The following is a 22,883-nucleotide window of genomic DNA, read 5'->3' on the forward strand; positions in this document are numbered from 1 at the left end:
GGCAGCGTCACGCTACTGTGATCGATCTGCATCCAGGGTGGTACGCAGCAGCAACAGGTCCTGCCAGGCCTCCCGGCGCGCCAGCGGGTTGGCGAGCAGGTGCGACGGATGGCGCATCGGCAGCACCGGCACCGGCGTGTCGAGCCCGGCGACGGCGACCTCGCGCCAACGCCCGCGCAGCCTTGCCAGAGCCTGTTCCTCACCGGCGAACACCCGCGTCGGGCGAACGCCGAGCAGCACCAGGCGCTGCGGCCGGGCCAGGGCGACCAGCCGGAACAGGAAGGGCAGGCAGGTGGCGAGCTCGAGCGCGCTGACCTTGCGGTCCCCGGGGGGGCGCCAGGGGATCAGCGGCGTACGGAGCATGTTCTCGCGCGCCAGTCCGATGCTGCCGAGCATGCGATCGAGCAGCGCGCCGGGCGCACCGGCGAAGGCATGCCCGGCGCGGTCCTCCTCGGCGTCGGGGATCTCGCCGACCAGCAGCAGCCCGCTTCCGGGATCGCCCTCGGGCAGCAGGGTGTGTCCGGCGGTATCGCGCAGTGGACAGCCGGTGAAGTCGCGGATCGCCGCCAGCAGCGCCGGCACGCTGTCGGCAGCATCGGCTGCGGCCTGCGCCTGGGCGACCTGGCCGCGCGACAGCTGTCCCCGGGCCTGGGTCGCCGGCGCCGTCGAGGCGAGTGGCGGCCGGGACAGCGGCGCCCGGGCCGGCACGTCGATCGCCGGCCGGGCGGCGAGCCGGTCGATCGCGTCATCGGCGAGCGCCTCGTCGGCGCCCCACTCGATCTGCAGACGCAACAGCGCAAGCATGTCCGGGACTGTCAGGTCGAGTGGCAAGCGGCGGCAAACTCCGTCGGCTTTCTTTCGCCGGGAGGCCAGGATAGCGGGAGCGGGGCTGCGCTGGTAGCGTGGCGCCATGCCCACCGCACGCCGTGTCCGACGCCAGCCTGCACGCCAGACCGGGCGCATCCCGCAACACGGCGCAGGTCGTGTCGTCGCCCTGGCAGCCGGCGCGCTGATCCTGGCGGTGTCGGCCCGCGCGGCTCCGGAGACCGCGCGTGCCGCGGCGGCGCAGCCGACGGCGCCGCCGTTCGGCACCTATCTGAGCGGGGTCGTGGCCGGAGCGCTCGGCGATGCCGATGCCGCCTCGGGACGGCTGCTGCAGGTGCTCGGCAGCGACCCCGGCGATCCCGGACTACGCAGCCAGGCCTTCATCTTCTCGACCCTGGCCGGCCGTCCCGATGCTGTCCGGCTGGCCCCCCTGATCACCTCCAACCCGCTCGCCCCGCTGGTAAGCGGCAATGCCCGGGCGCTTGCCGGCGACTGGGCCGGCGCACAGGCAAGCTATGGCGGGATCGAGAAGACGCCGCTGAACCAGTTGCTGCAGCCGTTGCTGCTGGCGTGGGCGGAACAGGGCGCCGGCCATACCGATCTCGCGATGACGCGGCTGGTGCCGTTGACCCAGGGCAACCCGATCGCCGGGGTCTATGCGCTGCATGCGGCGATGATCGCCGACCTCGCCGGCCGCAACGACCAGGCGGCTGCCCTGTATGCACAGGCCCTGTCGCTGTATCCGGGCTCGGACATGGTCCTGGTGGAGCAGTATGGCGGCTTCCTCGCCCGCAACGGCAAGCCGGCGATCGCGCAGGGGATGGTGCATGCGCTGGTCAAGGCGGTGCCGCTGCTGGCGATCGCCGAGTCCGGCCTGGATTCGTCCCTGACGACACCCCGGCTGGGCGGGGCCACCCGGCCGGCCTGTGCAGGGCTGGCGCTCGCCTACCTGACGATGGCGACGCTGATCCAGCAGCAGGCTCCGCGCGGCCAGGAGGCGGAAAGCTTCATGCTGCGCTTCGCCCTGGACCTGCAGCCGGACCTGACGCCGGCGCGCCTGCTGCTCGCGGACCTGCAGAGCGGCGCGCACCAGACCCAGCAGGCACTCGGCACGCTGCGGCAGATCAGGCCGGGCGATCCACTGGCGCCGGTGGCGGCGCTGCGCATCGCCGCTCTCGATGCATCTCTCGGCGGCGCCACCGATCGCGCCGACGCGCATGCGATCCTGGCCCGGCTGGCGACGACGTATCCGAAGCGGCCGGAGCCGCTGCAGTCGCTTGGCGACCTGCTGCAGGACGAGGGTCACTTCAGGGAGGCGATCGCCGCCTACGACCATGCCATCGCCCTGATGTCGCCGCTCGCGACCGACGACTGGCCGATCCTGTTCGCGCGCGCCACCGCCTATGATCGTGACCGGCAATGGCCACGTGCGCAGTCCGACCTGCAGCAGGCCCTCTCGCTCGCGCCGGAGCAGCCGTTCCTGCTGAACTATCTCGGCTACAGCTGGGTCGAGCGCAATCATGACCTGGACCAGGCGCGACGCATGATCGAGCGTGCGCTCGACGCCAAGCCGGATGACGGCTCGATCCGCGACAGCCTGGGCTGGGCGATGTATCGACAGAACGACGTCCCGGGCGCGGTGCGTACGCTGGAGCGAGCCGCCGAGCAGATTCCGGAGGATCCGACCGTCAACTACCATCTCGGGGTGGCGTACTGGTCTGCCGGCCGTCATGTCGAGGCGAGGGATCAGTGGCTCTGGGCGCTCAACCTGCATCCGGACCGCCAGCAGGAGGCGCGTCTGCGCGCGGCACTCTCGGCTGCGGCGCAGCAGGGTGGCGATCCGGTCGGTGCAGCGGACGCGCTGCCGGTCTCGGTTCCCTGACCGGATGACGGCAGCGATGGAAGGCGAGGAAATCGCCTGTGCGAAGGTCAATCTCTACCTGCACGTGACCGGCCGCCGGGCGGACGGCTACCACCTGCTCGACAGTCTCGCGGTGTTCCCGCGTGCCTTCGACCGCCTGACGGTGGCGCCTGCCGACGCAATCGGACTGTCGCTCGACGGTCCGTTCGCCGCTCAGCTGCAAGCCGGGCCGGCAGCCGACAACCTGGTGCTGCGGGCGGCGCGGGCGCTGGCGGCAGCGGCGGGGCGGTCGCTTCCGGGGGCGCACCTGGTGCTGCACAAGCATCTGCCGGTGGCGTCCGGCATCGGTGGCGGTTCGGCCGATGCGGCAGCGACGCTGCGGCTGCTGCGCCGGTTCTGGGGCCTGCACGAAATTGCCGATGGCCAGCTGCACGCGATCGCCACCGGCCTGGGCGCCGACGTGCCGGTCTGCCTCGCCCGGCATCCCGCACGGATGCAGGGGGTCGGCGAGGTGCTGACGCCAGGCCCGGCGATGCCGGAGGTCGGCATGATGCTGGTGAATTGCGGCGAGGCGGTCTCGACGCCGGCGGTGTTCCGGTCACGCGCCCCGGAGTTCAGCCCGGCGGCGGAGCTGCCGCCATCGTGGCCGAGCGCCGCGGCCCTGGCGGAGGGGCTGCGAGGGCTGACCAACGATCTCGAGACACCGGCGCGTGCCCTCTGTCCGGCGATCGACGAGGTGCTGCAGAGGCTGGCGGCGCTCCCCGGCGCCCTGCTCGCGCGCATGAGCGGATCCGGTGCAACCTGTTTCGCCCTGTTCGAAAGCCCCGATGCTGCTGTCCGGGCCGAAGCCCGGGCGGACTTTCCAGCGCGCTGGTGGCGCTGGTCAGGCGGCCTGTTTCAGTAGGGCCAGCGCACCGGGCACCGCTTCGGCATCGGCCCCGGCCCCGGCACCGCCTTGGATCCAGGCTCGGCGGTCTTGCCGACCGCGCTTCGCAGCGCCGCCAGCCCGATCAGCCCGGCTGCCAGCAGGCCGACCCCAAGCTTGTGCCGGCTGGTGAACAGCTCGTAGCTGCGCGTGCGCGCCTGGTCGTCGAAGTTGCCGTGCGCCGCGTAGGCCCCCGGAACGCTCTCGTAGAGATTGTTCGGCGCGTCCGGGTCCGCCTTCTGCTTCATCATCTGGCCGCTGTAGCCGGCGCGGGCCAGGTAGCGATCGGCGAGCCCCGCCGCGACCCGGTTGGCCAGGATCGCCCTCACCGTCGAGAAGCCGACCCAGATCTCGCGACGATGATGGAAGGCGGCGAATACGATGGCGCGGGCGGCGATTTCCGGTTCGTAGATCGGCGGCACCGGCTGCGCCCGCTGGCCGGTACGGTTCAGCGCCCAGGAGAACTGCGGGGTGTTGATCGCCGGCAGGTGCACCATGGTGAGATAGATGGCGTCGCCGTCGTGCAGGATCTCCGAGCGCAGGCTGTCGGTGAAGCCGCGGATCGCCGATTTCGCGCCGCAATAGGCTGCCTGCAGCGGCACCGACCGGTAGGCCAGGGCGGAGCCGACATTGACGATGGTGCCCGACCCGCGCCGGCGCATCCGGCGCAGCGCCGCCATGGTGCCGAAGACCGTGCCGAGATAGGTGACCTCGGTGGCGCGGCGGAACTCTGCACCGGTGATCTCGGCCACCGGCGAGAACACCGTCGCCATGGCGTTGTTGACCCAGACCGTGATCGGGCCGAGCGCCGCCTCGATGCTGTCCGCCGCCGCCTCGACCGCATCCTCGTCGGCGACGTCGGCCACCGCGATCGCCGTGCGCACCCCGAACGCCTGCAGTTCCTCGGCAGCGGCGTCCAGCCGGTCGCGATCCCGCCCGATCAGCCCGACGTCGCAGCCCTTGTTGGCGAACTCGCGCGCGGTGGCGCGGCCGACACCGGCGCCGGCTCCGGTGATCACGACGACCTGTTTCGTCATTGCGCTGCTGCTCTCCCGATCCTGAGCAGGCGGAACGCAGTCGCGACGCCGACGGTTTGCCGGGGCAACGCCGGCGGGGCGCCAGCGGGGGTGTCAGGCGGCCGGAGCGGCGTCCCGTTCGTCCCCGAAATCGGCGTCGCGTTAGAGCAGGCCGACCGGAAGTTCGCGCGGCTTGTCGATCTGGTCGATCCGGCGCGCCCGGCGGCGTCGCTCTTCCTGCGTCTCAGACGCGGCGGCGGCGGCGCAGCTTGTGCCAGAGGAAAAGGCCGATCGCCGCCAGCAGGACGACCAGCACGACGAGCTGGAACTGATGCATCACCGCGCGCAGCCGCGGGTCGCTGTCCCAGCGCCGGCCAAGCTGGTCGCCGACCTTTGCCAGCGCGTAGCACCAGACGAACGAACCGACGAAGGTGTAGAGCTGGAAAGGAAGCTGCCGCATCCTGGCCATGCCGGCCGGCAGCGCGATGAAGGTGCGCACCACCGGCAGCACGCGGCCGATCAGCACCGCCGGGGTGCCGAAGCGGGCGAAGAAACGCTCCGCCACGTCGAGATCGTGGTGGTCGAGCAGGACCCAGCCGCCGTAGCGGTCGACGAAGCGGCGACCGCCGGTGGCGCCGATCCAGTAGGCGACGGTCGAGCCGATGTTGCAGCCGATCGCACCGGCGAGCGCCACCCCAAGCAGGCTGAAGCGTCCGGTGGAGGTGAGGTAGCCGGCGAACGGCATGATGACTTCGGAGGGCAGCGGGATGCAGGCGGATTCGAGCGCCATCAGCGCCGCCACGCCGGCATAGCCGCCGGCCGAGATCACGCCGGTGATCCAGGCCGCGAGAAGTTCGATCAAGGGCCTGAGCCTTCCGTTCCGGTCGCGGCGGCCCTTGTGACACCGCCGGGGCCCGGCTGCCAGCTTTCTCGCCGTGCGCCGCCTAGGCGAGCAGCGTCACCGTGGCGCGCAGGCCGCTCGGGGCCCGGTTGCCGAGCGTGATGTCGCCGCCATGGCCGCGGATGATGTTGCGCGCGATGGCGAGGCCGAGGCCGGTGCCGCCGGTCTCGCGGTTGCGGCTCGCCTCGACGCGCACGAACGGCTCGAACACGCGTTCGAGGTCGGAGGGCGCAAGGCCCGGCCCGTCATCGTCGATCAGCACGGTCACGTATTCCTGCGACAGTTCGCCCGGCGGCTTCAGGGTCACCATGGCGCCGCCGCCATAGACGATGGCGTTGCCGATCAGGTTGGCCAGCGCCCGCTTCAGCGCCAGCGATCGCGCCTTGATGGTGACCACCGGCGGCTCGGTGGCGAAGCCGACCTGGTTGGTGATGTCGGGGCGGCCATCGACCGCCTCGTCGAGGATGGTGCTGAGCAGGGCAGTGAGGTCGAGGGCCACCAGCGGTTCGCGGTTGGCGCTGTCGCGGCCGAAGGCGAGGGTGGCCGAGACCATGGCTTCCAGTTCGTCGAGATCGGCGGTGAACTTGCGCCGCAGGTCGTCGTCCTCGATGAATTCGGAGCGCAGCTTGAGCCGGGTGATCGGCGTGCGTAGGTCGTGCCCGATGGCGGTCAGCAGCAGCGTGCGGTCGGTGACGAAGCGCCGTATGCGCGTCGCCATGGTGTTGAAGGCGATCGCCGCAGTACGTACTTCGAGCGGCCCATCCTCCGGCAGCGGCGGCGCGTTGACGTCGCGTCCGAGCGCCTCCGCCGCGGCGGCGAGCGTGCGCACCGGCGCGGTCAGCCGGCGCACCGCCCAGTTGGTCAGCACCCCGGTCGCCACGATCATCAGCGTGAAGGCGATCGGGAAGGTCGGCGACGAGAACAGGTTGGGCGGCGGCACCCGGAAGGCGATGGTGACCCAGCGGCTTTCGTCGGGCAGGTGCATCGACACCTCGAAGCGACGCTTGCCGTGGTTGGCGCCGGCCATCATCTGCGTCGGATGCAGATGCATCGGGAACGGCATCAGCTGCAGGCTGGTGCGCACCATGTGCTGCATCTGCAGGCCGGCCGGATCGAGGTCCGCGGTCTGCGGACCCGGCGTCAGGCTGACCTTGAAGCCGTTCGGCAGGTGCATGTGCGCGACCTCGTTGTCGCGCTGGCCGGGGTCGGTCTCGACGATCGAGCGGTAGATCGCCACCACCCGCATGCCGGTCTCGTGCTCGAGTTCGCCGCGGTCGAGTGCGATGCGATCGAGGGCGTGGATGGCGAGGCCGGCGGCCTGCACGGTGCCGAGGCCGGCCAGCAGCACGAGCGCGGTGCGGGCGGCCAGGCTGCGCGGCCAGAGCGGCGACAGCACGGCGCGCAGCAGCCGGACGGTGCGCAACAGCAGCAGCCAGAGCGGCCGGTTCGTCTGCCGGTTCGTCAGGGCGGGATCAGACCCGTTCGACATCGGCAGCCAGCACGTAGCCTCCACCGCGTACGGTCTTGATCACCTGGGCGTTGCGGCCGTCGTCTTCCAGCTTTCGCCGCAGCCGGCTGATGGCGACGTCGATGGCGCGATCGAACGGCCCGGCCTGGCGCCCGCGCAGCAGGTCGAGCAGCATGTCACGCGTCAGCACCTTGTTGGCGCGGTCGAGCAGGGCCACCAGCAGCTCGTATTCGCCCCCGGTCAGCGGCACCTCGACACCGTCCGGGTTGAGCAGGCGGCGGCGGGTCGGCTCCAGCACCCAGCCGGCAAAGCGCAGCACGCTGCGGTCGCCTTCCGGCTTCCTCTCGATCTGCTCGGCGGTCCGCCGCATGACGGCGCGCATGCGGGCCAGCAGCTCACGCGGGTTGAACGGCTTCGGCAGGTAGTCGTCGGCGCCGAGCTCAAGCCCGATGATGCGGTCGGTCTCGTCCGCCATCGCGGTCAGCATGATGATCGGCACGTTGCCCTGGCTGCGCAGCCAGCGCGCCACGTCGAGGCCGCTCTCGCCCGGCAGCATCAGGTCGAGCACCACGATCTGGTAGTGTCCGGCGCTCCAGGCGCGGCGCGCCTCGCGGCCGTCGCGCGCCGCGGTGACGCGGAAGCGGTTGCGTTCGAGGAAGCGGGCGAGGAGATCGCGTATCTCGCGATCGTCGTCGACGATGAGGATATGGGGCAGGGTTTCCATGATGGCTGTTACATTAGCCCGCCTCCGGCGGGGGCGGGCAGGCCGGGTAACACTCCGTATCAATTCCCAATGTAACAGCCTTGCAGCCACCTATTCGACGTAGATCATCTTGCGCGTCATGCCGCCATCGATCACGAAGTCGGCCCCGGTGACGAAGCCGCTCTCCGGCCCGAGCAGCCAGGCCGCGAGCCCGGCCACGTCGGCGACGGTGCCGACCCGCCCCACGGGATGCTGGGCGTGGTCGGCCGGGCCGAGTTCGGCGCCGCCGACATCGATCCAGCCCGGGCTGATGCTGTTCACCCTGATGTCCGGCCCCAGGCTGAGGGCCAGGGCGTGGGTGAGGGCGACGAGGCCGCCCTTGGAGGCGGCATAGCTCTCGGTGCCGGGTTCGGACATGCGCGCGCGGGTGGAGGCGATGTTGACGATGGCGCCCGCGCTGCCAGTGGCGCGCTCCGCCCTGAGCAGGCGGGCCGCTGCGCGTGCCAGCAGGAACGGTCCGGTGAGGTTGACGGCGAGCACGCGGTCCCAGTCCGCCGGATCCAGCCGCTCGAGCGGCGCGCGCGCCATGATCCCGGCATTGCAGACCAGGCCGTCCAGATGCCCGGCCTGTGCCTCGACCTGCGCCATCGCGCGCTCGATATCCTCGCGCCGTCCGGTGTCGGCCGGGATCGGCAGGAAGCCGCCGGCGGTGCCGCCATGTTCGTCCATCACCCTGGCGAGGCCGCCGGCGTCGGTGTCGAGGCCGAACACGGTCCAGCCGCCGGCGATCAGGCGTGATGCAATCCCACGCCCGATGCCGCGCGCCGCACCGGTCACGACTGCGACGGGTCCAGGGTCGGCGGGTCCGGATACGGTCATGCTAAATTCCAGTTCGGGCACGGTCTCGGGATGGCCCCGGCCGAACGCGGCGACGGCGCCCCGGATGCATCGCGGCCGGGCCCTCGCCGCAGCCGTCCCCGGCTGGAACTTGCCGCCGGCGGCCGGCGCAGGGATGATCGCCTCGCCAGAAGGATTGCGATGATCATGCTGCCTGCGCTGCGTTCATGGGTGCCGCTGGTCATGGTGCTGCCGGTCTGTGCCGCGTGGGCGGGCAGCGGCACGGCACAGACGCTCTCGGTGCCGCATCCGAAGGCGCCGGCTGCCGCCATGCCGCCGCCGGAGCCCGCGATCGTCCGGCTGGATCCGCGCGCAGACAGCGAGCCCCCGCCGGCGGCTCCCGCACCGGTGCAGCCGCCTGTCGTCGATCCGCTGCCAGTGGCCGTGGGTGCTTCGGAGGATGCCTCGCCGGCTCCGGCGTCCCCGGCTGCGCCCGATCGGACGGCGCCGGCTCCGGAGGCCAGGCCCGCGGCCGCCAGCAGTCCCACCCCGGCGACAGCGGCCCCCGCTACCCCGGCGTCGTCGACCGCCGCCGGGTCCGCATCGCCTTCCCCGGTATCCGCCGGCAGCCCATCCACCAGCCCCGCCTCGGCCGCGCCGGCATCCACCGGACCAGCGGCTGCGACGCCGGACCCGGGTCACGCCGACACCCGTGCGGCAGCGCCTCCGGCCACCGCCGCGCCCACGACCGCTCCGAAGGAACAGCAGCCGGCGCACCCCACGACCCGCCCGGTCCGTCCGGAGGAGACCCTCAGGCTGCAGAAGTTCAAGCTTGCGGCCCTGATCGACCGGGTCGTCATCGGCAAGGAGAAGGGACAGATCGGCCACGTCATCGACGTGCTGGTGGACGAGAAGGGCGAACCTGCCGCGCTGGTGGTGGATGTCGGTGGCTTCCTCGGCGTCGGCAACCGGCGTATCGCCATCGCCTGGGAGCGCTTCGCACTGGCCGGCCGCAACTTCCGCGACCCGCTGCAGCTGCCGCTGACCGAAGCCCAGGTGAAGTCCGCGCCGGCCTACGACGGCAACGAGGAGGTCACGGTGATCGAGGGGACCGTCGACGCCCCCGGCACCCCGGCTGCGAATGTCAAAGGGGCTGCGTCCACGGCGAAACTGCCAGCAGCTCAGGTGGCCGGGTCCGGGACGACTGCCATCCCGGCAGGCGCAGCGCCCACTGCCGCACCCGCGGCCCCCGGGCCAGCCGCCCCGGCTTCGTCCGTCCCTGCGCCCGCATCCCCAACGCCGGCCGCCTCGGATGTCGAGGACCCGGCGGTCAGCCGGGTCGATGTCGGCCACCAGGTCGAGATATCGGCGGGCGCCGCGCATCAGCCCGAACCGGCCGCGCCGCTGCATCCGGTGCCGGGCGCCTTCACTCCGGAGCGGCCAGCCGACGCGCCGCATGCCGGTTCGAAATCCCGGCCGGAACCATCCTCGCAACCTGCCCAGCAGCAGTCGCACTGAGCAGCAGGGTGCGGCTCCGCTCCCTCCGACTGAGCAGCCAGCAGGGTCTGGACTGGCTCAATTTCTTCGTGGCCAACCTGCAGACGGCATTCGGGCCGTTCATCGCCGTCTACCTCACCAGCGAGCGCTGGACCCAGGGCGAGATCGGCCTCGCCCTCAGCGCCGGGACCATCACCGCGATGGTCAGCCAGGTGCCCGCCGGGGCGCTGGTCGATGCGCTGCACAACAAGCACGTCGCCGCCGCCAGTGCGATCGTCACCATCATTGCCTCCTGCCTGCTGCTGGTGCTGTTCCCGCAGCGCCTGCCGGTGATGGGGGCGGAGATCCTGCACGGCTTCGCCAGCTGCATGCTGAATCCGGCGATCGCCGCAATCACCCTCAGCCTGGTCGCGGCCCGCATGACGCAGGGTGGCGAGCCCGGCGAACTCGGGCGGCGGCTCGGTCGCAATGCCAGCTTCGGCTCGATCGGCAACGCCCTGGCGGCCGGGCTCATGGGTGGCGTCGGCTACGCGGTCTCCGCGCGGGCGACCTTCTTCCTGGGCGCGGCGCTGGCGCTTCCCGGGCTGCTGGCGTTGCGGGCGATCGAGCGGCCGAAGCTCAGGATCCCGGACGCCGCCGCCGCCGCCGACCCCGACGATGCCGGAACCCAGGTGACGGCTTCGCATTCGGTGCTCAGCCTGCTGCGCGACCGCCGGCTGTTCGCCTTCGCGGTGTGCGCCGCCCTGTTCCACCTCTCCAACGCCGGCATGCTGCCGCTCGCGGCCGGGCGTGTCACCCGAGAGGCACCGCAGCAGGCGGAACTGATCATCGCCGCCTGCATCCTGCTGCCGCAGCTGGTGGTGGCGGTGCTGTCGCCGCAGGTCGGCCGGCTGGCGGAGACGCTTGGCCGGCGGCCGGTGATGCTGGTCGGCTTCGCGGCCCTGCCGATACGCGGGCTGCTGCTGGCGACCAGCAGCGACCCCTGGCTCACCGTGCTGTTCCAGATGTTCGACGGCGTCAGCGGTGCCTGCTTCGGGGTGATGCTGCCGCTGATCACAGCCGACCTGACCCGGGGCACCGGGCGCTTCAACCTGTGCATGGGCTTCTTCGGCCTGGCGGTAGGCGCCGGGGCTACCTTCAGCACCACGCTGGCCGGTTTCGCAGCCGACCGGTCGCCGCAGCTGGCGTTCCTGATCCTGGCTGCGGCCGGGGTGGCCTGCGTGCTGATGGTCTGGCTGCTGTTCGCCGAGACCACCCCGCGAGACACCGTCCGGCGCCGGATGCCGTCGGTGCGGCGCGCCCGGGGCTAGTCGTCAGGCTGCTTCGAGCCAGTCCGGCACGGGCAACCCCTTCTCGCGCAGGAAGGCCGGGTTGAACAGCTTCGACTGGTAGCGCGCGCCGCTGTCGCACAGGATGGTCACCACGGTATGGCCGGGGCCAAGCGATCGGGCGACGTGGATCGCCGCAGCGACGTTGATCCCGGCTGATCCGCCGATCGACAGGCCCTCGAACTGCAGCAGGTCGAACACCTGCCCGAGCGCCTCGGCATCACCGATGCGCACCGCGTCGTCGATGGCGACCCCCTCCAGGTTGCCGGGCACCCGTGACTGGCCGATGCCCTCGGTGATCGAGCTGCCGCTGACGCCGAGGTCGTTGGACTTCACCCAGCCATACAGCCCGGACCCATGCGGATCGGCCAGCACGATGCGCGGCGCCGGCTTGCCGTCGCGTGCTGCCAGTTCATGCAGGCCGAGGGAGACGCCGGCGAGCGTACCGCCGGTGCCGCAGGAGCAGGTGAAGGCGTCCACCGCACCGCCGGTCTGCTGCCAGATCTCGGTTGCGGTGCCGCGTCGATGGCCCTCGCGATTGGCCAGGTTGTCGAACTGGTTGGCCCAGACCGCGCCGGTCTCCTCGGCAAGCCGGCGGGAGACATGGACATAGTTGCCGGGGTCGCGGAACGGCTTGGCCGGCACCAGGCGCAGGTCGGCGCCGATCATGCGCAGGAAGTCGATCTTCTCCCGGCTCTGCGTCTCCGGCATGACGATGACACTGCGGTAGCCGCGCGCGTTGGCTACCAGGGTAAGGCCGATGCCGGTGTTGCCGGCGGTCCCCTCGACGATGGTGCCGCCGGGTTCCAGCCGCCCTTCGGCCTCGGCTGCCTCGATGATGGCGAGCGCCGCGCGATCCTTCACCGAGCCGCCCGGATTCATGAACTCCGCCTTGCCCAGTATGGTGCAGCCGGTTGCCTCCGAGGCACGCTTCAGCAGGATCAGCGGCGTGCCACCGATGGCGGCCAGCATGTCCGGAGAAGCGTCGCGCCAGCCATGCGCCGCCGGCCACGCATCGGCTGCGTTCGCATCCGGACGAGGCACCGATGATCCTGAAACGGCGGACCGATTTGTGCTTTCAGCCATCAGGAGCCACCTTCGCCACACGCCATGGAACGGCAGGATCGGCCACCGCCGGACCGCCCCACGCAGGAGTATACGAGATGGTCGAGGACGTCGCCCCGCAACAGGCCTGGGAGGCCCTTGCCGCCGATCCGGCTGCGCAGCTCGTCGATGTGCGGACCGATGCCGAGTGGACCTATGTCGGCCTGCCCGATCTCGCGCCGCTGCAGCGCCAGGTGCTGCTGATCATGTGGCAGGCATTTCCCACCGGCGCGCCGAACCCGCATTTCCTTCAGCAGCTGACCCAGGCCGGCTTGCAACCGGAGCAGGACATCTACTTCATCTGCCGCAGCGGCGCCCGCAGCCTGGCGGCAGCCGAGGCCGCGCGCAGCATCGGCTTCGAGCGCGTCTATAATGTCGCCGACGGCTTCGAGGGCCCGCCGGATGCGCGTGGCCATCGCGGTGCCGTGGCCGGCTGGAAGGCAAGCGGCCTGCCGTGGCGGCAGCGCTGAGAGCCGGATCCCGCCATCACGCCGGAACCCGGGTCGATCAATCGTCGGCGGAGTTCTCGGCGTCGGCGTCGTACATCACCTGGAGCACCGCGCACCACGAGTAGCGGGTGTCGTAGAAGTTGCCGTCGGCGGTTGCCAGCAGCCCCGCCGGTCCGACCGGCACGTGCGTCATCGAGACCGCATCGTCGACGTTGCCGCCGATGATCGAGATCTGTCCGGGCGTGCGCGCCACCACCAGGCCGCAATGCGCCGGAAACAGGTCGCGTGTCGGCAGGTTGTGGAAGCGGATGACACGGCTCGAGCCACGGCCGGCGCAGATCAGGTCTCCAAGCATCGGCGCGTAGAGCGACGGATCCTGCGCCCGCAGCGCCGGTGCGGAGCCGGCGGCCGCCGCATTGATATAGGTGGCGTGGTTCGGCGAGTACGGGAACCGGGCGCCGGCGCCGCTGACCCGCATCACATAGGAGATGAAGGCAGCCGACCAGGCGTAGCGGGCATCGTCCTGGAAGGCGAACGCGCGGCCATCGCTGTCGTGCTTCCCGGTCCAGTCGACCTCGCTCTCATACGGATCCTGGCCGATCCACCAGTATTCCCCGACGCGCTGCCAAAGCCCGGGGAGCCGTTCCGGCTTGACGCTTGCCGATACCGGGTCGGGCCGCGCCTCGGGGTCGTCGTCATCGACCGGTTCGCCGAACAGCCGCCACTCGCGCAACGCGATCGCCATGGCGTCCGCCCGCGTGAACGGTTCGAAGTTGCGCGTAACGAAATCCGGCACGTGTGCATCCGGACCGACCGGTCCCGCCGTATGCGAATACTGTGCGACCGGCGTCTGCCGGGGAGCGGCGCTGCAGCCGGCGAGGGCGGCGACGGCGAGCGCCAGATGGGTCCGCATCCCGAGGCTCGCGAGGTTGCGCCCGGTCATGCGCGTTCCGGAAACAGCGAGGCGAGACCTGCCTCGTTGGCGTCGCAGCGTCCGCGCTCGGTGATCAGGCCGGTCACCAGCCGGGCCGGCGTCACGTCGAAGGCAGGGTTCGCGGCCTCGCTGTGGTCGGGGGTGATCTGAACCGTGGTGATGCTGCCGTCGTCCGTGCGCCCGGTCATGCGGGTGACCTCGCCTGGATCGCGCTGCTCGATCTCGATCTCGCGCAGGCCGTCGCGCATGCGCCAGTCGATGGTGGTGGAGGGCAGCGCCACCCAGAACGGGACGTTGTTGTCTGCGGCGGCAAGCGCCTTCAGGTAGGTGCCGATCTTGTTGGCGACGTCGCCCGAGCGGGTGACGCGGTCGGTGCCGACGATCACCAGGTCGACCTCGCCATGCTGCATCAGATGACCGCCCGCATTGTCGGGGATCACGGTATGCGGCACGCCGTGGCGGCCTAGTTCCCACGCGGTCAGCGCCGCGCCCTGGTTGCGCGGACGGGTCTCGTCCACCCAGACATGCACGTCGAGGCCGCGATCGTGCGCCATGTAGATCGGCGCCAGCGCTGTGCCCCAGTCGACCGTCGCGATCCATCCGGCATTGCAATGCGTCAGCACGTTCACCCGGTCGGGGCGCGTCGTCCGGCTCGCGCGTGCCGTTCGTCCCGGCGTCGCACGGCCGGCGGCGGCCTGTTCGATCAATTCCAGCCCGTGACGTCCGATCGCCTCGTTCTGTGCCACATCCTCGTCGCAGATCAGGCCGGCCTCCAGATAGGCGGCCGCAACGCGCTCCGGCGGCGCGGTGTTGCGCAGCCTGGTCAGCATGCGCTCGATCGCCCAGCGCAGGTTCACGGCGGTCGGTCGCGTGCGCGCAAGGATCTCCGCATCGCGCTCCAGGGCCTCGGTGCTGCTGTCCGCGCGCAGCGCCAGCGCAAGCCCGTAGGCGGCGACGGCGCCGATCAGTGGTGCGCCGCGCACCTGCATCGTGGCGATGGCGCGCGCGACCTCGTCGCGCGTCGTGAGCCGGAGGATCTCTGTCGCCCAGGGCAGCCGCGTCTGGTCGAACACGCGTAGTGACCAGCCATCCTCGGTATCGATCCAGACGCTGCGATACGCGATGCCGTCAATCTTCATGAGCACTCCTCGGGGTGGGGCCAGGCGATGGGGTGGAGCGCGACCAGGGCTCTGCAGGACATTGCTTCAGTCGGCGCCGTCGCGGTGGGCGCCGATCAGGCCGAGCGATAGCATCACGCCGACGGTGGCGCCCTTGACCGGGCGCAACAACAGCAAAGCCACCACCAGGGTCAACGGCACGAGCATCGCGATCAACGACCAGATCGGCAAGCTGCTCGACCGTGTCGACAGCACCACCAGGGCGATGATGATGTGCGCGGTGATGAAGATGGTGAAGTAGGGCGGCGCATCGTCCGCGCGGACTGCACCGAGCGGCGCCTTGCAGGCGCTGCAGCGTGGCACCAGTCGAAGATAGCCGGCATAGAGACGGCCTGCGCCGCAGACCGGGCAGCGTGCGGACAGGCCGTGCAGCACCATCGACACGAGCGGCGGCAGCGACTGGGCTTCGAGCCAGGCGCGGGCTTCGTCATCCTCCGGCACTGTCGCGGGCGGCAAGATCGTGGCCTTGGTCGTGCCGCCTTCGTCCGTCTCGATGACCGCTCGCATGACATGCCCCGCTGCACCGGGCTGGTTGCCCTGACCAGCTGTATGTCTTCACGTTGTGGGTCCGGATCAAGCGCCGTCCGCCGATGCGGCCGGTATGCGAGGGCTTCGCGATCCGCATCCCGGCTTGCGTCCGGCGTCCCGAACGCGCACCTCCGGAGCTCAACGATCACTTCGCGAGAGCCCGTATGTACGTCGCACGAACCTTGGATGAACTCGCCGCGGGGATCGCGTCTCTGGGGCCTGGCCTGGCACTCGTCCCGACCATGGGCGCCCTGCATGCCGGCCATCTTTCCCTTCTCGAAGCCGCCCAACATGGCGGCGCACCGGTGGCGGCATCGATCTTCGTCAACCCGACGCAGTTCAACCAGAGCGACGACCTGGCGCGCTATCCGCGCGACGAGAGTGCGGATCTCGAGCTGCTGCGCCAGGCAGGCTGCGATCTCGCATGGCTGCCGTCGGTGCAGACCATGTATCCCGCGGGGGACGAGATCAGGATCGTGCCTCAGGGTGCGGCCCTGGGTTGGGAAGGCGATGTGCGCCCGGGCCATTTCAGCGGCGTGGCGACGGTGGTGACAAAGCTACTCAACCAGGTATCGCCGCAACGCGCCTATTTCGGCGAGAAGGACTGGCAACAGCTCCAGGTCATACGCAGCGTGGTCGACGCCTTGTTCATGCCGGTCGCGATCATCGGCGTGCCGACGCTGCGCGAACCCGACGGGCTCGCGATGTCGTCGCGGAACCGCTTCCTGGGCGAGCAGGAGCGTGAGCGGGCGCCGGCGCTGTATCGATGCCTGTCGCGTTTGGCGCAGGCGATCCTCGATGGCGACGAGGTGGATGTGTGCCTGGCCACGGCGCGCGAGGATCTCACGTTGCGCGGTTTCTCGGTCGAATACCTCGCGCTTGTCGATGGCGGTTCGCTCCATCCCGCCGCCGAATTGATGCCCGGGGCGCGACTGCTGGCGGCTGCCCGTCTCGGAAGCGTCCGCCTTCTCGACAATCTCGAAGTGGTCCTGCCCGGCGGCCCCAGGCGCACCGGTCTGTAAGTTTCCTGAAGCAGTCGGGAGACAGCGGTAATCCCGTTACCGCTTCCTCGTGGCCGGGCTTCGCGCCCGAACTGCAACATCAGCCGGAACTTTTCAGTAACGGTTGCTTTTGATTGACAGTTATCTGAGGTCGGGGAATAGGTTTACGTGTTGTGCGCGTCCGAGTCGCGATTCGCGGATCGTCGCAGCGCCTGTCCGGCAGGTGACCGATAGTATCACGGTCAGGAATGAGCATCACGCCGAGCGTCCCCACCGTCCGGAACCCGACCTACACAGGACTACAGAAAGGCCACACGATGAGTACCGATGACAGCTCGAAGACGCCGGGCCCGCGCGACAAGACTCCACGCGCCAAGGCCATGGCCGTGAAGGCTGGGGGACGCCGGACAGCGGGAACCGGCAGGAGCGGCTCCGCCGCGCGCACCACCCGGACTGGTAAGACATTTGCGACGGCCTCGGCCGCTGCCAAGAAGCCCGGCAGCAAGTCTGCGACAGCGCGTGGCGGTTCGAGCCGGACCGCCGCCGCCAAGACGTCGACCCGGGCTACCGTGAAGGCGCCGGCGAAACGGACAGCGAAAGCGACCGCGACCCGCGCAGCTACCAAGCGCTCGACGACGACGGCGAAGCGCGCGGCTACGACCACGAAGCGTGCGGCTACGACCACGAAGCGTGCGACTGCAACCCGGGCAGCACCTGCCCGCAAGACCGCTGCTACCAAGACGGCGCCGCGGAAGACCTCCACCACCCGGACTGCAACCGGCAGGACCGCTACGACCAGGACCGCCTCGACCAGGACTGGAACGGGTAGAAGTGCAACGGCGCGGACGGCTACGGCGCGGGCAAGCGCGACCAAGACCGGAACCAAGCGGACTGCCGCTCGCACATCGACCCGCACAACCAAGACTGCGACGACGCGGAAACCGGCACGCACAGCCAAGACGGCAACCTCGCGTACGAGCAAGCGCACGGCGAGCACTACGACGCGTGGCACCACGGCGCGTAAGCCGCGTGCTGCCGCAGCGGCCCGTACGGCAACCACGCGGGGGGCTGCTTCCCGCAAGAGTCCCGAGCGTGCCAGCACGACCCGCAAGGCCAAGGCCTCCAACGGACGTAAGGCAGCGACTACGACCGCGACACGCAAGCCTCGTGGCACGGCATCCGGCGCTTCGGGTAGCGAACCGCGTGCCTCGACGTCGCGAAGCGACGCGGCGGTCAAGATGCGGCGCTCGCCGAGTGCGACCACACGCAAGCAGGCTGCCGAGACGCTGCGAGGCGGATCCCCAGGCCGCCGCGGTCGCAAGGAGGTCTCCAGCGAGACGCCTGATACCGATACCGATCTGGTTGACGAGGTCCACGAGGGCGAGGTCTTCGCGAACGAGCATCTCGACAACGAGTGACAGGCTGAGGTGAAGCCGAGATCCGGCCGGGCATGGAAGTGTCCGGCCGGATTGCGGTGCTTGGCCGGGCCGCTCCAGTCTACGGTGGGCTCGGCCGGCTTATCACCTTAACCATCAGGCGCGTGCATTGAGCGCAAACGGTGATTCGCTCCGGGTGTAGCGTTGGCTGCCCTGTGCTCCATACCGTCCTTCCGGAGCTTGATCCCGGGCCGCTTGCGCCAGCAATGACAGGATGCGGCGTTGCACCGTCATGGCGCGCTCCAGCAATCTACGGTTCTCCGCCGCAGCGGCGCGGAGCAGGGGAGCCAGGCTCCCTAATTCTGGATCCGGCTGCGGAGGTATCGGTTGCGACGACCAGGCCCGGTCGAACAACTCGATCGCATGCTGCTTGTCGGCAAGCAGCGCAGCCGCCGCCGGCAGATCGAGCCGGCGCAGGACGCAATTCTCTGCCTCCAGAACGTCGAGCAACTGTCTGGTGGCCGGTAGCGGGCTCAACTCTTCTTCTCCTGCATCTTCAGCATCTGGGCATAAACCGGCGCTGCCAGGCCAAGACCACCGCGTTGCTCCACCGCCTTCGCCATCTCCGTCACGAGCATCGGCTTGAAGTTCTGTTCGCCCACTCCGCCACCAAACTCACCTTGCGTCGTGTCGACGGTGGAGAACATCGGCTCGAGCATCTGCCCGATCGCCATCGCCTCGAAATCCTTCGCCGCTTTCCACACCCGCGGGTCTACCGCTTCGGACTTGGGGGTGATGGCCAGGCCCGCGGTCGAGGCGCCTTCGCCAACTGCTGGTGTTCCGCTGCCAGTTGTCATCGCACCACCAGATCGGCCTGCAGAGCCCCCGCTGCCTTGATCGTCTGCAGAATGCTGATCATGTCGCGCGGGCCGACGCCGAGGGAGTTGAGACCGCTCACCAGGTCACGCAGGCTCGGTCCGTTCTCCAGGATCCCGAGCCGCTTGCCCGCACCGGTATCCACCTGGACGCTGGTCCGGGGCACAATCACCGTCTTGCCTCCGGAAAGCGATCCCGGCTGCGATACTTCCGGCGTCTCGGCAACCTGGATGGTAAGGTTGCCCTGGGCGATGGCCACCGTGCTGATATGGACGTTGTCTCCCATCACGATGGTTCCGCTCGCCTCGTCGACGACGACGACCGCCGGGCTGTCCGGCTCGACCAGCATGTCCTCGATCTGCGATAGCGTGCCGACGACATCGCGTCCGCTGAGCGCCAGCACGACCGTCCTGGGGTCCGTGGCGCGCGCGACCGCCTGTCCAAGACCCTTGTCGATCACCGCGGCGATCCGCTCCGCCGTGGTGAGGTCGGGGTTGCGAAGCGACAGGTGCATGTCGGTGCGCGCACTCAGATCGACAGCGACCTCGCGCTCTACCGTTGCGCCATTGGCCATCCGTGCGCTGGTCGGAATGTTGCGCGTCACCGATGCTCCGGCGCCCTTGGCGGAAAACGCACTTGTCACCAGTTGTCCCTGTGCGACTGCATAGACTTCGCCGTCCGCAGACATCAGCGGTGTCACCAGGAGTGTGCCTCCCGACAGATCGGTCGCGTCCCCGACCGCCGAGACGGTGACGTCGATCCGGCTGCCGCCGTGGGCAAAGGCAGGCAGATCCGTCGTCACCATGACTGCCGCGATGTTCTTGGTCTGGAGCTTGGCCTCCTGGTCGCGGATGTTCACGCCGAGCCTCTCGAGCATGCTGATAAGCGACTCACGGGTGAAGACGGAGTTGCTCAACCGGTCGCCGGTGCCGTTCAGTCCGACCACCAGGCCATACCCGATCAGCTGGTTGCTGCGGATACCCTCGAAGTCGGCGATATCCTTTATGCGTACTTGCTCGGCGCCGGCGGGCCGGGCCGCAAGCACGATCAGCAACAGGAAAAGTAGGCGCGCGAGCAGCATGCGGATCCTTGGCGATACTCTTCTTCAATGCCGAGCATGCCTGGTAAGTACGAAGAAACTCTCAACGACCGAGCCGGCTTCGAAATGATAGGATGAGGCTCTGGGCGCCGACTGTCAGGCCATGGGGAACAATCCGATGTCGATTACGGCCATTGGCGCCGTCGTGCCGCCGCCTGAAGCATCCTTGCAGACCCGCCAGGGCGCTCGGCTCGGCCCGGATTTCGCGGTGGTTGCAGAACCGCCCCTGGTACAGCGAGCGGGCAACGACGCCACCGCACGCGCGACGGTTGCGTTGGCGGGAAGCATGTTGGCACTGCAGGAAATCGGGCCCCCGCATCAGGGGGCCGGACGGGTCACCGATCGTGAGGCCCGCCGGCGGGGACGGGACGTGCTGGCCGCCCTGGCCGCCATCCAGCGCGATCTGCTCGATGCTAGTGATGCGGAGGCGGCTCTCCTGCGGCTGCGAGCGTCACTTTCCGATCTTCCGGAAGCCGAGGATCCTGGCCTGGCCGGCATCCTCGTCTCGATCCGCCTGCGCGCCGGCATCGAAAGCATCCGGCTTGGCCGGCTGACAGCAGCCCACCGCCCGCTCCTGTGACCGAACGGTGACGACCGGCTTCTTCTCTTGGCGCGGGCCTTCCGTGTGGCTATAAGCCGCGCGGATCTGCCAGATCACGGCGACGTGCGCGGGGTCATGGCCATCGGTTGAACTGCTGACGGGGCATCGGCCCCGGGCTAGCGTGTCTTTAGGGTCGGCGATGATGATCACCTTGCCTCCAGACTACAGGCCGTCCGACGACGAGGATTTCATGAATCCCGTCCAGACCGAGTATTTCCGGCTGAAGCTGCTCAAGTGGCGGGCGGAACTCCTGAAGGAGGCCGATGGCACCCTCGCCAGCCTGTCCGAGGGTGGTATCCACGAGGCTGATATAACAGACCGGGCTAGCGTCGAGACCGATCGCGCACTGGAGCTCAGGACCCGCGACCGGGCGCGCAAGCTGATCGCCAAGATCGGCCTTGCCCTGCGCCGGGTCGAGAACGGCGTCTACGGCTATTGCGAGGAGACCGGTGAACCTATCGGCCTCAAGCGTCTCGAAGCCCGGCCGATCGCGACGCTGTCGATCGAGGCCCAGGAGCGTCACGAACGCATGGAAAAGGTGCATCGCGACGACTGAAAGGTCGGGCGGCTGCGCTCCCCGGGGGCAGGACCGCAGCCGCCGGCTGCTCCGGTCAGAACGGCAGCACGATGTCCATGAGCTGCTGGCCGTAGCGTGGTGTCTGCAGGTCGGTAAGTTGCCCCTTGCCGCCGTAGGAGATCCGGGCCTCGGCCATGCGGTCGTGCGTCACGGTGTTGTCGCTGGCGATATCCTGCGGCCGTACGATGCCGCTCACCTGGAGCACTCGCAACTCGCTGTTCATGCGGACCTCCTGGCGCGCGGCTACCACCAGGTTCCCGTTCGGCAGCACCTGGGTGATCGTGCCAGCCAGGCGAAGCGTCATGGTCTCGTTCCGCTTCAGGCTGCCCGTTGCAACATTGCTGTTGTTGCTGTTGGTCGACAGCGATCCTGCGCCGGTCACCTTCGAGATGATCTTTCCCTTGATGCCGAACAGATTGGGGATCGCCATGGCTTCGCTGCCTGCCCGGGTGGCAGTGGAATTGTTCTCGAAGTCGGCGTTGTCGGTCAGCTCGACCAGGATAGTCAGCAGATCGCCGACCTGAGCCGCCCGCTGGTCCCGGAAGAAGGCCCGGCTACCGGGTCGCCACAGGCTGGCCACCTGAGTAGGTGCCTGTTCCGGCGCAGGCATCGGCATGCTGAGCGGCTTGTAGTCGCGTGCGACCGTTGGATCCGTGATGGCGGTCATCGCCGGTGGCCGCCCCAGGTCGGACAGCCGCGAGAGTGCGCCGCAGCCGGCAGCCGGCAGCAGCAGAAATAGCAGCAGCAGCCGGATCACGGGCCGGAGCTCCCCGGCTCGAATGCTACAGACTGGGCCGGTTCGCGCAACGAGGGCAGGGAGGATGACGGGGGCAGGCCGCCCTGCGCCGATGCCAGCATGACAGGCGCGGCTCCAGGATCGACGCGCGCCAGTCCTGGGCCGATCACCTGCGCCACCAGCACCGCGCGGGAGCTGCTGTTGAGGATGTGGATGCGGTCGTCGAGCGCTCCGCCATCGATCGCCTCCCCCTGCATCGTCAGCGTAAGACCGGCGCCCTCGATACGCAGCAGGACTGGCATCCCCCGTGAAACCAGAAGCGGCCTGGTCAGCGCATCGTGGGTGATCAGCGAGCCGCCGATCATCTGGTGCCGCAGCGCCATCCCGATGGCATCTGTCGACACCAGCACCAGCCGTTCGCTCACCAGGCGACGCCGGACGCGGATCGTCCGGAGATCCTGGAGCCCGATGACGCTTCCGGCCGCCAGCGGATGCGACAGCACCGGAACCTCGACCAGTTCCTCGGCGGTGCCGGCGATGCGAAGCCGGACAGGCTCGGACCCCGGGGTGTCGAACGCCAGTTGCGCAATGAACTGGCCATTGCCGTTGTCGTAGGTGAGGGATTCGATGTCCGGCAACCCGCTGAACTCCGCCGGCACCAGCGGAGCCATGAAGTTGCTTACCGAAAGTTCGCTGTCGGCTGGGGCGCCTAGGCCAACCAGGGCGGCCTGGATGACAGGAAGGATCTGTTCCCGAGGAACCTGGCGGCCCCTCCGCTCGACGATGACGCTAGGGGAGCTGTCGCCGGGCTGCCAGTCGACGCTGAACTGGCCTGCTATCGCGACGAGTTGCGCCTTTGCGATGACGATCCGCTGTCCGGCGGCCGGGGCCGGGCCGATCGTGCAATCCTGACCGGGCTCGAGACCGGAGAACAGGTCCGAAAGCCTGACCGTATCCGAGTGCAGGCTGACAACGAGGCGCGGTTGGGCAGCCCGTCCGTGATCCGCCGGCGTGATTGCCACCAACGCGACGGCAAGCATGACAGGGAGCCGGTGGACCCTCA

At 69.5% G+C, this 22,883-nt stretch carries 24 protein-coding genes; 9 read left to right on the top strand and 15 right to left on the bottom strand.

Annotated elements, in window-relative coordinates:
• Window positions 1–12: 12 nt before the first annotated feature.
• Window positions 13–831, bottom strand: a complete 819-nt coding sequence (locus FE263_RS06590) for a uracil-DNA glycosylase (RefSeq protein WP_240759119.1) — start codon at window positions 829–831, stop codon at window positions 13–15.
• 79 nt (window positions 832–910) lie between these two features.
• On the opposite strand from FE263_RS06590, the gene FE263_RS06595 reads away from it, so the two are divergent.
• Both FE263_RS06595 and FE263_RS06600 read left to right on the top strand, forming a co-directional pair.
• Window positions 911–2,707 carry a tetratricopeptide repeat protein gene (locus FE263_RS06595; protein WP_138325172.1) on the top strand — a complete coding sequence of 599 codons (1,797 nt, stop codon included), beginning with the start codon at window positions 911–913 and terminating at the stop codon, window positions 2,705–2,707.
• A gap of 16 nt (window positions 2,708–2,723) precedes the next feature.
• Window positions 2,724–3,590, top strand: a complete 867-nt coding sequence (locus FE263_RS06600) for a 4-(cytidine 5'-diphospho)-2-C-methyl-D-erythritol kinase (protein WP_338086683.1) — start codon at window positions 2,724–2,726, stop codon at window positions 3,588–3,590.
• Here the strand turns inward: FE263_RS06600 and FE263_RS06605 are convergent.
• The 5 genes from FE263_RS06605 to FE263_RS06625 all read right to left on the bottom strand — a co-directional run bounded on the left by FE263_RS06605 (window position 3,584) and on the right by FE263_RS06625 (window position 8,578).
• Window positions 3,584–4,648, bottom strand: a complete 1,065-nt coding sequence (locus FE263_RS06605; protein ID WP_138325174.1) for an SDR family oxidoreductase — start codon at window positions 4,646–4,648, stop codon at window positions 3,584–3,586. The two genes, FE263_RS06600 and FE263_RS06605, sit on opposite strands and share 7 nt — an antisense overlap.
• A 223-nt stretch (window positions 4,649–4,871) precedes the next feature.
• On the bottom strand, window positions 4,872–5,489 hold the full coding sequence (locus FE263_RS06610; protein ID WP_205880299.1) for a DedA family protein: 618 nt from the start codon (window positions 5,487–5,489) through the stop codon (window positions 4,872–4,874).
• 82 nt (window positions 5,490–5,571) lie between these two features.
• Window positions 5,572–7,017, bottom strand: a complete 1,446-nt coding sequence (locus FE263_RS06615; protein ID WP_171033980.1) for an ATP-binding protein — start codon at window positions 7,015–7,017, stop codon at window positions 5,572–5,574.
• Window positions 7,001–7,720 (bottom strand): response regulator, encoded by a 720-nt coding sequence (locus FE263_RS06620; protein WP_138325175.1) that lies wholly within the window; start codon window positions 7,718–7,720, stop codon window positions 7,001–7,003. Before FE263_RS06620 ends, FE263_RS06615 begins: the two co-directional genes overlap by 17 nt.
• Before the next feature lie 90 nt (window positions 7,721–7,810).
• Window positions 7,811–8,578 (bottom strand): SDR family oxidoreductase, encoded by a 768-nt coding sequence (locus tag FE263_RS06625; RefSeq protein ID WP_138325176.1) that lies wholly within the window; start codon window positions 8,576–8,578, stop codon window positions 7,811–7,813.
• A gap of 159 nt (window positions 8,579–8,737) precedes the next feature.
• Here FE263_RS06625 and FE263_RS06630 point away from each other — a divergent pair, with 159 nt between their 5' ends.
• The gene (locus FE263_RS06630; RefSeq protein WP_138325177.1) at window positions 8,738–10,054 is read left to right on the top strand and encodes a PRC-barrel domain-containing protein; all 1,317 of its coding nucleotides are present in this window, start codon (window positions 8,738–8,740) and stop codon (window positions 10,052–10,054) included.
• A gap of 8 nt (window positions 10,055–10,062) precedes the next feature.
• Entirely contained in the window at window positions 10,063–11,343 is a 1,281-nt protein-coding gene (locus FE263_RS06635; RefSeq protein WP_138325178.1) for an MFS transporter, read from the top strand.
• Window positions 11,344–11,346: 3 nt separating this feature from the next.
• Here FE263_RS06635 and FE263_RS06640 read toward each other — a convergent pair whose 3' ends face one another.
• Entirely contained in the window at window positions 11,347–12,333 is a 987-nt protein-coding gene (locus FE263_RS06640) for a cysteine synthase A (protein WP_240759273.1), read from the bottom strand.
• A gap of 191 nt (window positions 12,334–12,524) precedes the next feature.
• On the opposite strand from FE263_RS06640, the gene FE263_RS06645 reads away from it, so the two are divergent.
• Window positions 12,525–12,935 carry a rhodanese-like domain-containing protein gene (locus FE263_RS06645; protein WP_138325180.1) on the top strand — a complete coding sequence of 137 codons (411 nt, stop codon included), beginning with the start codon at window positions 12,525–12,527 and terminating at the stop codon, window positions 12,933–12,935.
• A 37-nt stretch (window positions 12,936–12,972) separates the two neighbouring features.
• On the opposite strand, the gene FE263_RS06650 is transcribed toward FE263_RS06645, so the two are convergent.
• The 3 genes from FE263_RS06650 to FE263_RS06660 all read right to left on the bottom strand — a co-directional run bounded on the left by FE263_RS06650 (window position 12,973) and on the right by FE263_RS06660 (window position 15,533).
• Entirely contained in the window at window positions 12,973–13,857 is an 885-nt protein-coding gene (locus FE263_RS06650; RefSeq protein ID WP_408886152.1) for a DUF2272 domain-containing protein, read from the bottom strand.
• On the bottom strand, window positions 13,854–14,987 hold the full coding sequence (gene mtnA, locus FE263_RS06655) for an S-methyl-5-thioribose-1-phosphate isomerase (RefSeq protein ID WP_138325181.1): 1,134 nt from the start codon (window positions 14,985–14,987) through the stop codon (window positions 13,854–13,856). The genes FE263_RS06650 and mtnA overlap by 4 nt, the downstream gene beginning before the upstream one ends.
• A 66-nt stretch (window positions 14,988–15,053) precedes the next feature.
• Complete coding sequence (locus tag FE263_RS06660) at window positions 15,054–15,533, bottom strand: DUF983 domain-containing protein (RefSeq protein WP_240759121.1); 480 nt, start codon at window positions 15,531–15,533, stop codon at window positions 15,054–15,056.
• Window positions 15,534–15,736: 203 nt separating this feature from the next.
• On the opposite strand from FE263_RS06660, the gene panC reads away from it, so the two are divergent.
• Together panC and FE263_RS06670 are read left to right on the top strand one after the other, a co-directional pair.
• Complete coding sequence (gene panC / locus FE263_RS06665; RefSeq protein WP_240759123.1) at window positions 15,737–16,576, top strand: pantoate--beta-alanine ligase; 840 nt, start codon at window positions 15,737–15,739, stop codon at window positions 16,574–16,576.
• A gap of 1,217 nt (window positions 16,577–17,793) precedes the next feature.
• Window positions 17,794–17,973, top strand: a complete 180-nt coding sequence (locus FE263_RS06670; RefSeq protein WP_138325183.1) for a hypothetical protein — start codon at window positions 17,794–17,796, stop codon at window positions 17,971–17,973.
• Window positions 17,974–18,087: 114 nt separating this feature from the next.
• Here FE263_RS06670 and FE263_RS06675 read toward each other — a convergent pair whose 3' ends face one another.
• From FE263_RS06675 to FE263_RS06685, 3 genes are read right to left on the bottom strand one after another with little or no spacing between them, the layout of a single operon-like run.
• The gene (locus FE263_RS06675) at window positions 18,088–18,468 is read right to left on the bottom strand and encodes a hypothetical protein (protein ID WP_138325184.1); all 381 of its coding nucleotides are present in this window, start codon (window positions 18,466–18,468) and stop codon (window positions 18,088–18,090) included.
• Entirely contained in the window at window positions 18,465–18,788 is a 324-nt protein-coding gene (locus FE263_RS06680) for a rod-binding protein (protein ID WP_138325185.1), read from the bottom strand. Before FE263_RS06680 ends, FE263_RS06675 begins: the two co-directional genes overlap by 4 nt.
• A complete protein-coding gene (locus tag FE263_RS06685) occupies window positions 18,785–19,888 on the bottom strand; it encodes a flagellar basal body P-ring protein FlgI (protein WP_138325186.1) in 1,104 nt (367 codons plus the stop codon). Before FE263_RS06685 ends, FE263_RS06680 begins: the two co-directional genes overlap by 4 nt.
• A 136-nt stretch (window positions 19,889–20,024) precedes the next feature.
• On the opposite strand from FE263_RS06685, the gene FE263_RS06690 reads away from it, so the two are divergent.
• Window positions 20,025–20,486 carry a flagellar assembly protein FliX gene (locus FE263_RS06690; RefSeq protein WP_171033981.1) on the top strand — a complete coding sequence of 154 codons (462 nt, stop codon included), beginning with the start codon at window positions 20,025–20,027 and terminating at the stop codon, window positions 20,484–20,486.
• A gap of 163 nt (window positions 20,487–20,649) precedes the next feature.
• A complete protein-coding gene (gene dksA / locus FE263_RS06695; protein ID WP_138325676.1) occupies window positions 20,650–21,063 on the top strand; it encodes an RNA polymerase-binding protein DksA in 414 nt (137 codons plus the stop codon).
• A 55-nt stretch (window positions 21,064–21,118) separates the two neighbouring features.
• Here dksA and flgH read toward each other — a convergent pair whose 3' ends face one another.
• Together flgH and flgA are read right to left on the bottom strand one after the other, a co-directional pair.
• The gene (flgH, locus tag FE263_RS06700; RefSeq protein ID WP_138325189.1) at window positions 21,119–21,841 is read right to left on the bottom strand and encodes a flagellar basal body L-ring protein FlgH; all 723 of its coding nucleotides are present in this window, start codon (window positions 21,839–21,841) and stop codon (window positions 21,119–21,121) included.
• Window positions 21,838–22,860, bottom strand: a complete 1,023-nt coding sequence (flgA, locus tag FE263_RS06705; protein ID WP_171033982.1) for a flagellar basal body P-ring formation chaperone FlgA — start codon at window positions 22,858–22,860, stop codon at window positions 21,838–21,840. Before flgA ends, flgH begins: the two co-directional genes overlap by 4 nt.
• Window positions 22,861–22,883: the final 23 nt, after the last annotated feature.

This window comes from Lichenicoccus roseus, from assembly GCF_005844085.1.
GTDB classification, from domain to species: domain Bacteria; phylum Pseudomonadota; class Alphaproteobacteria; order Acetobacterales; family Acetobacteraceae; genus Lichenicoccus; species Lichenicoccus roseus.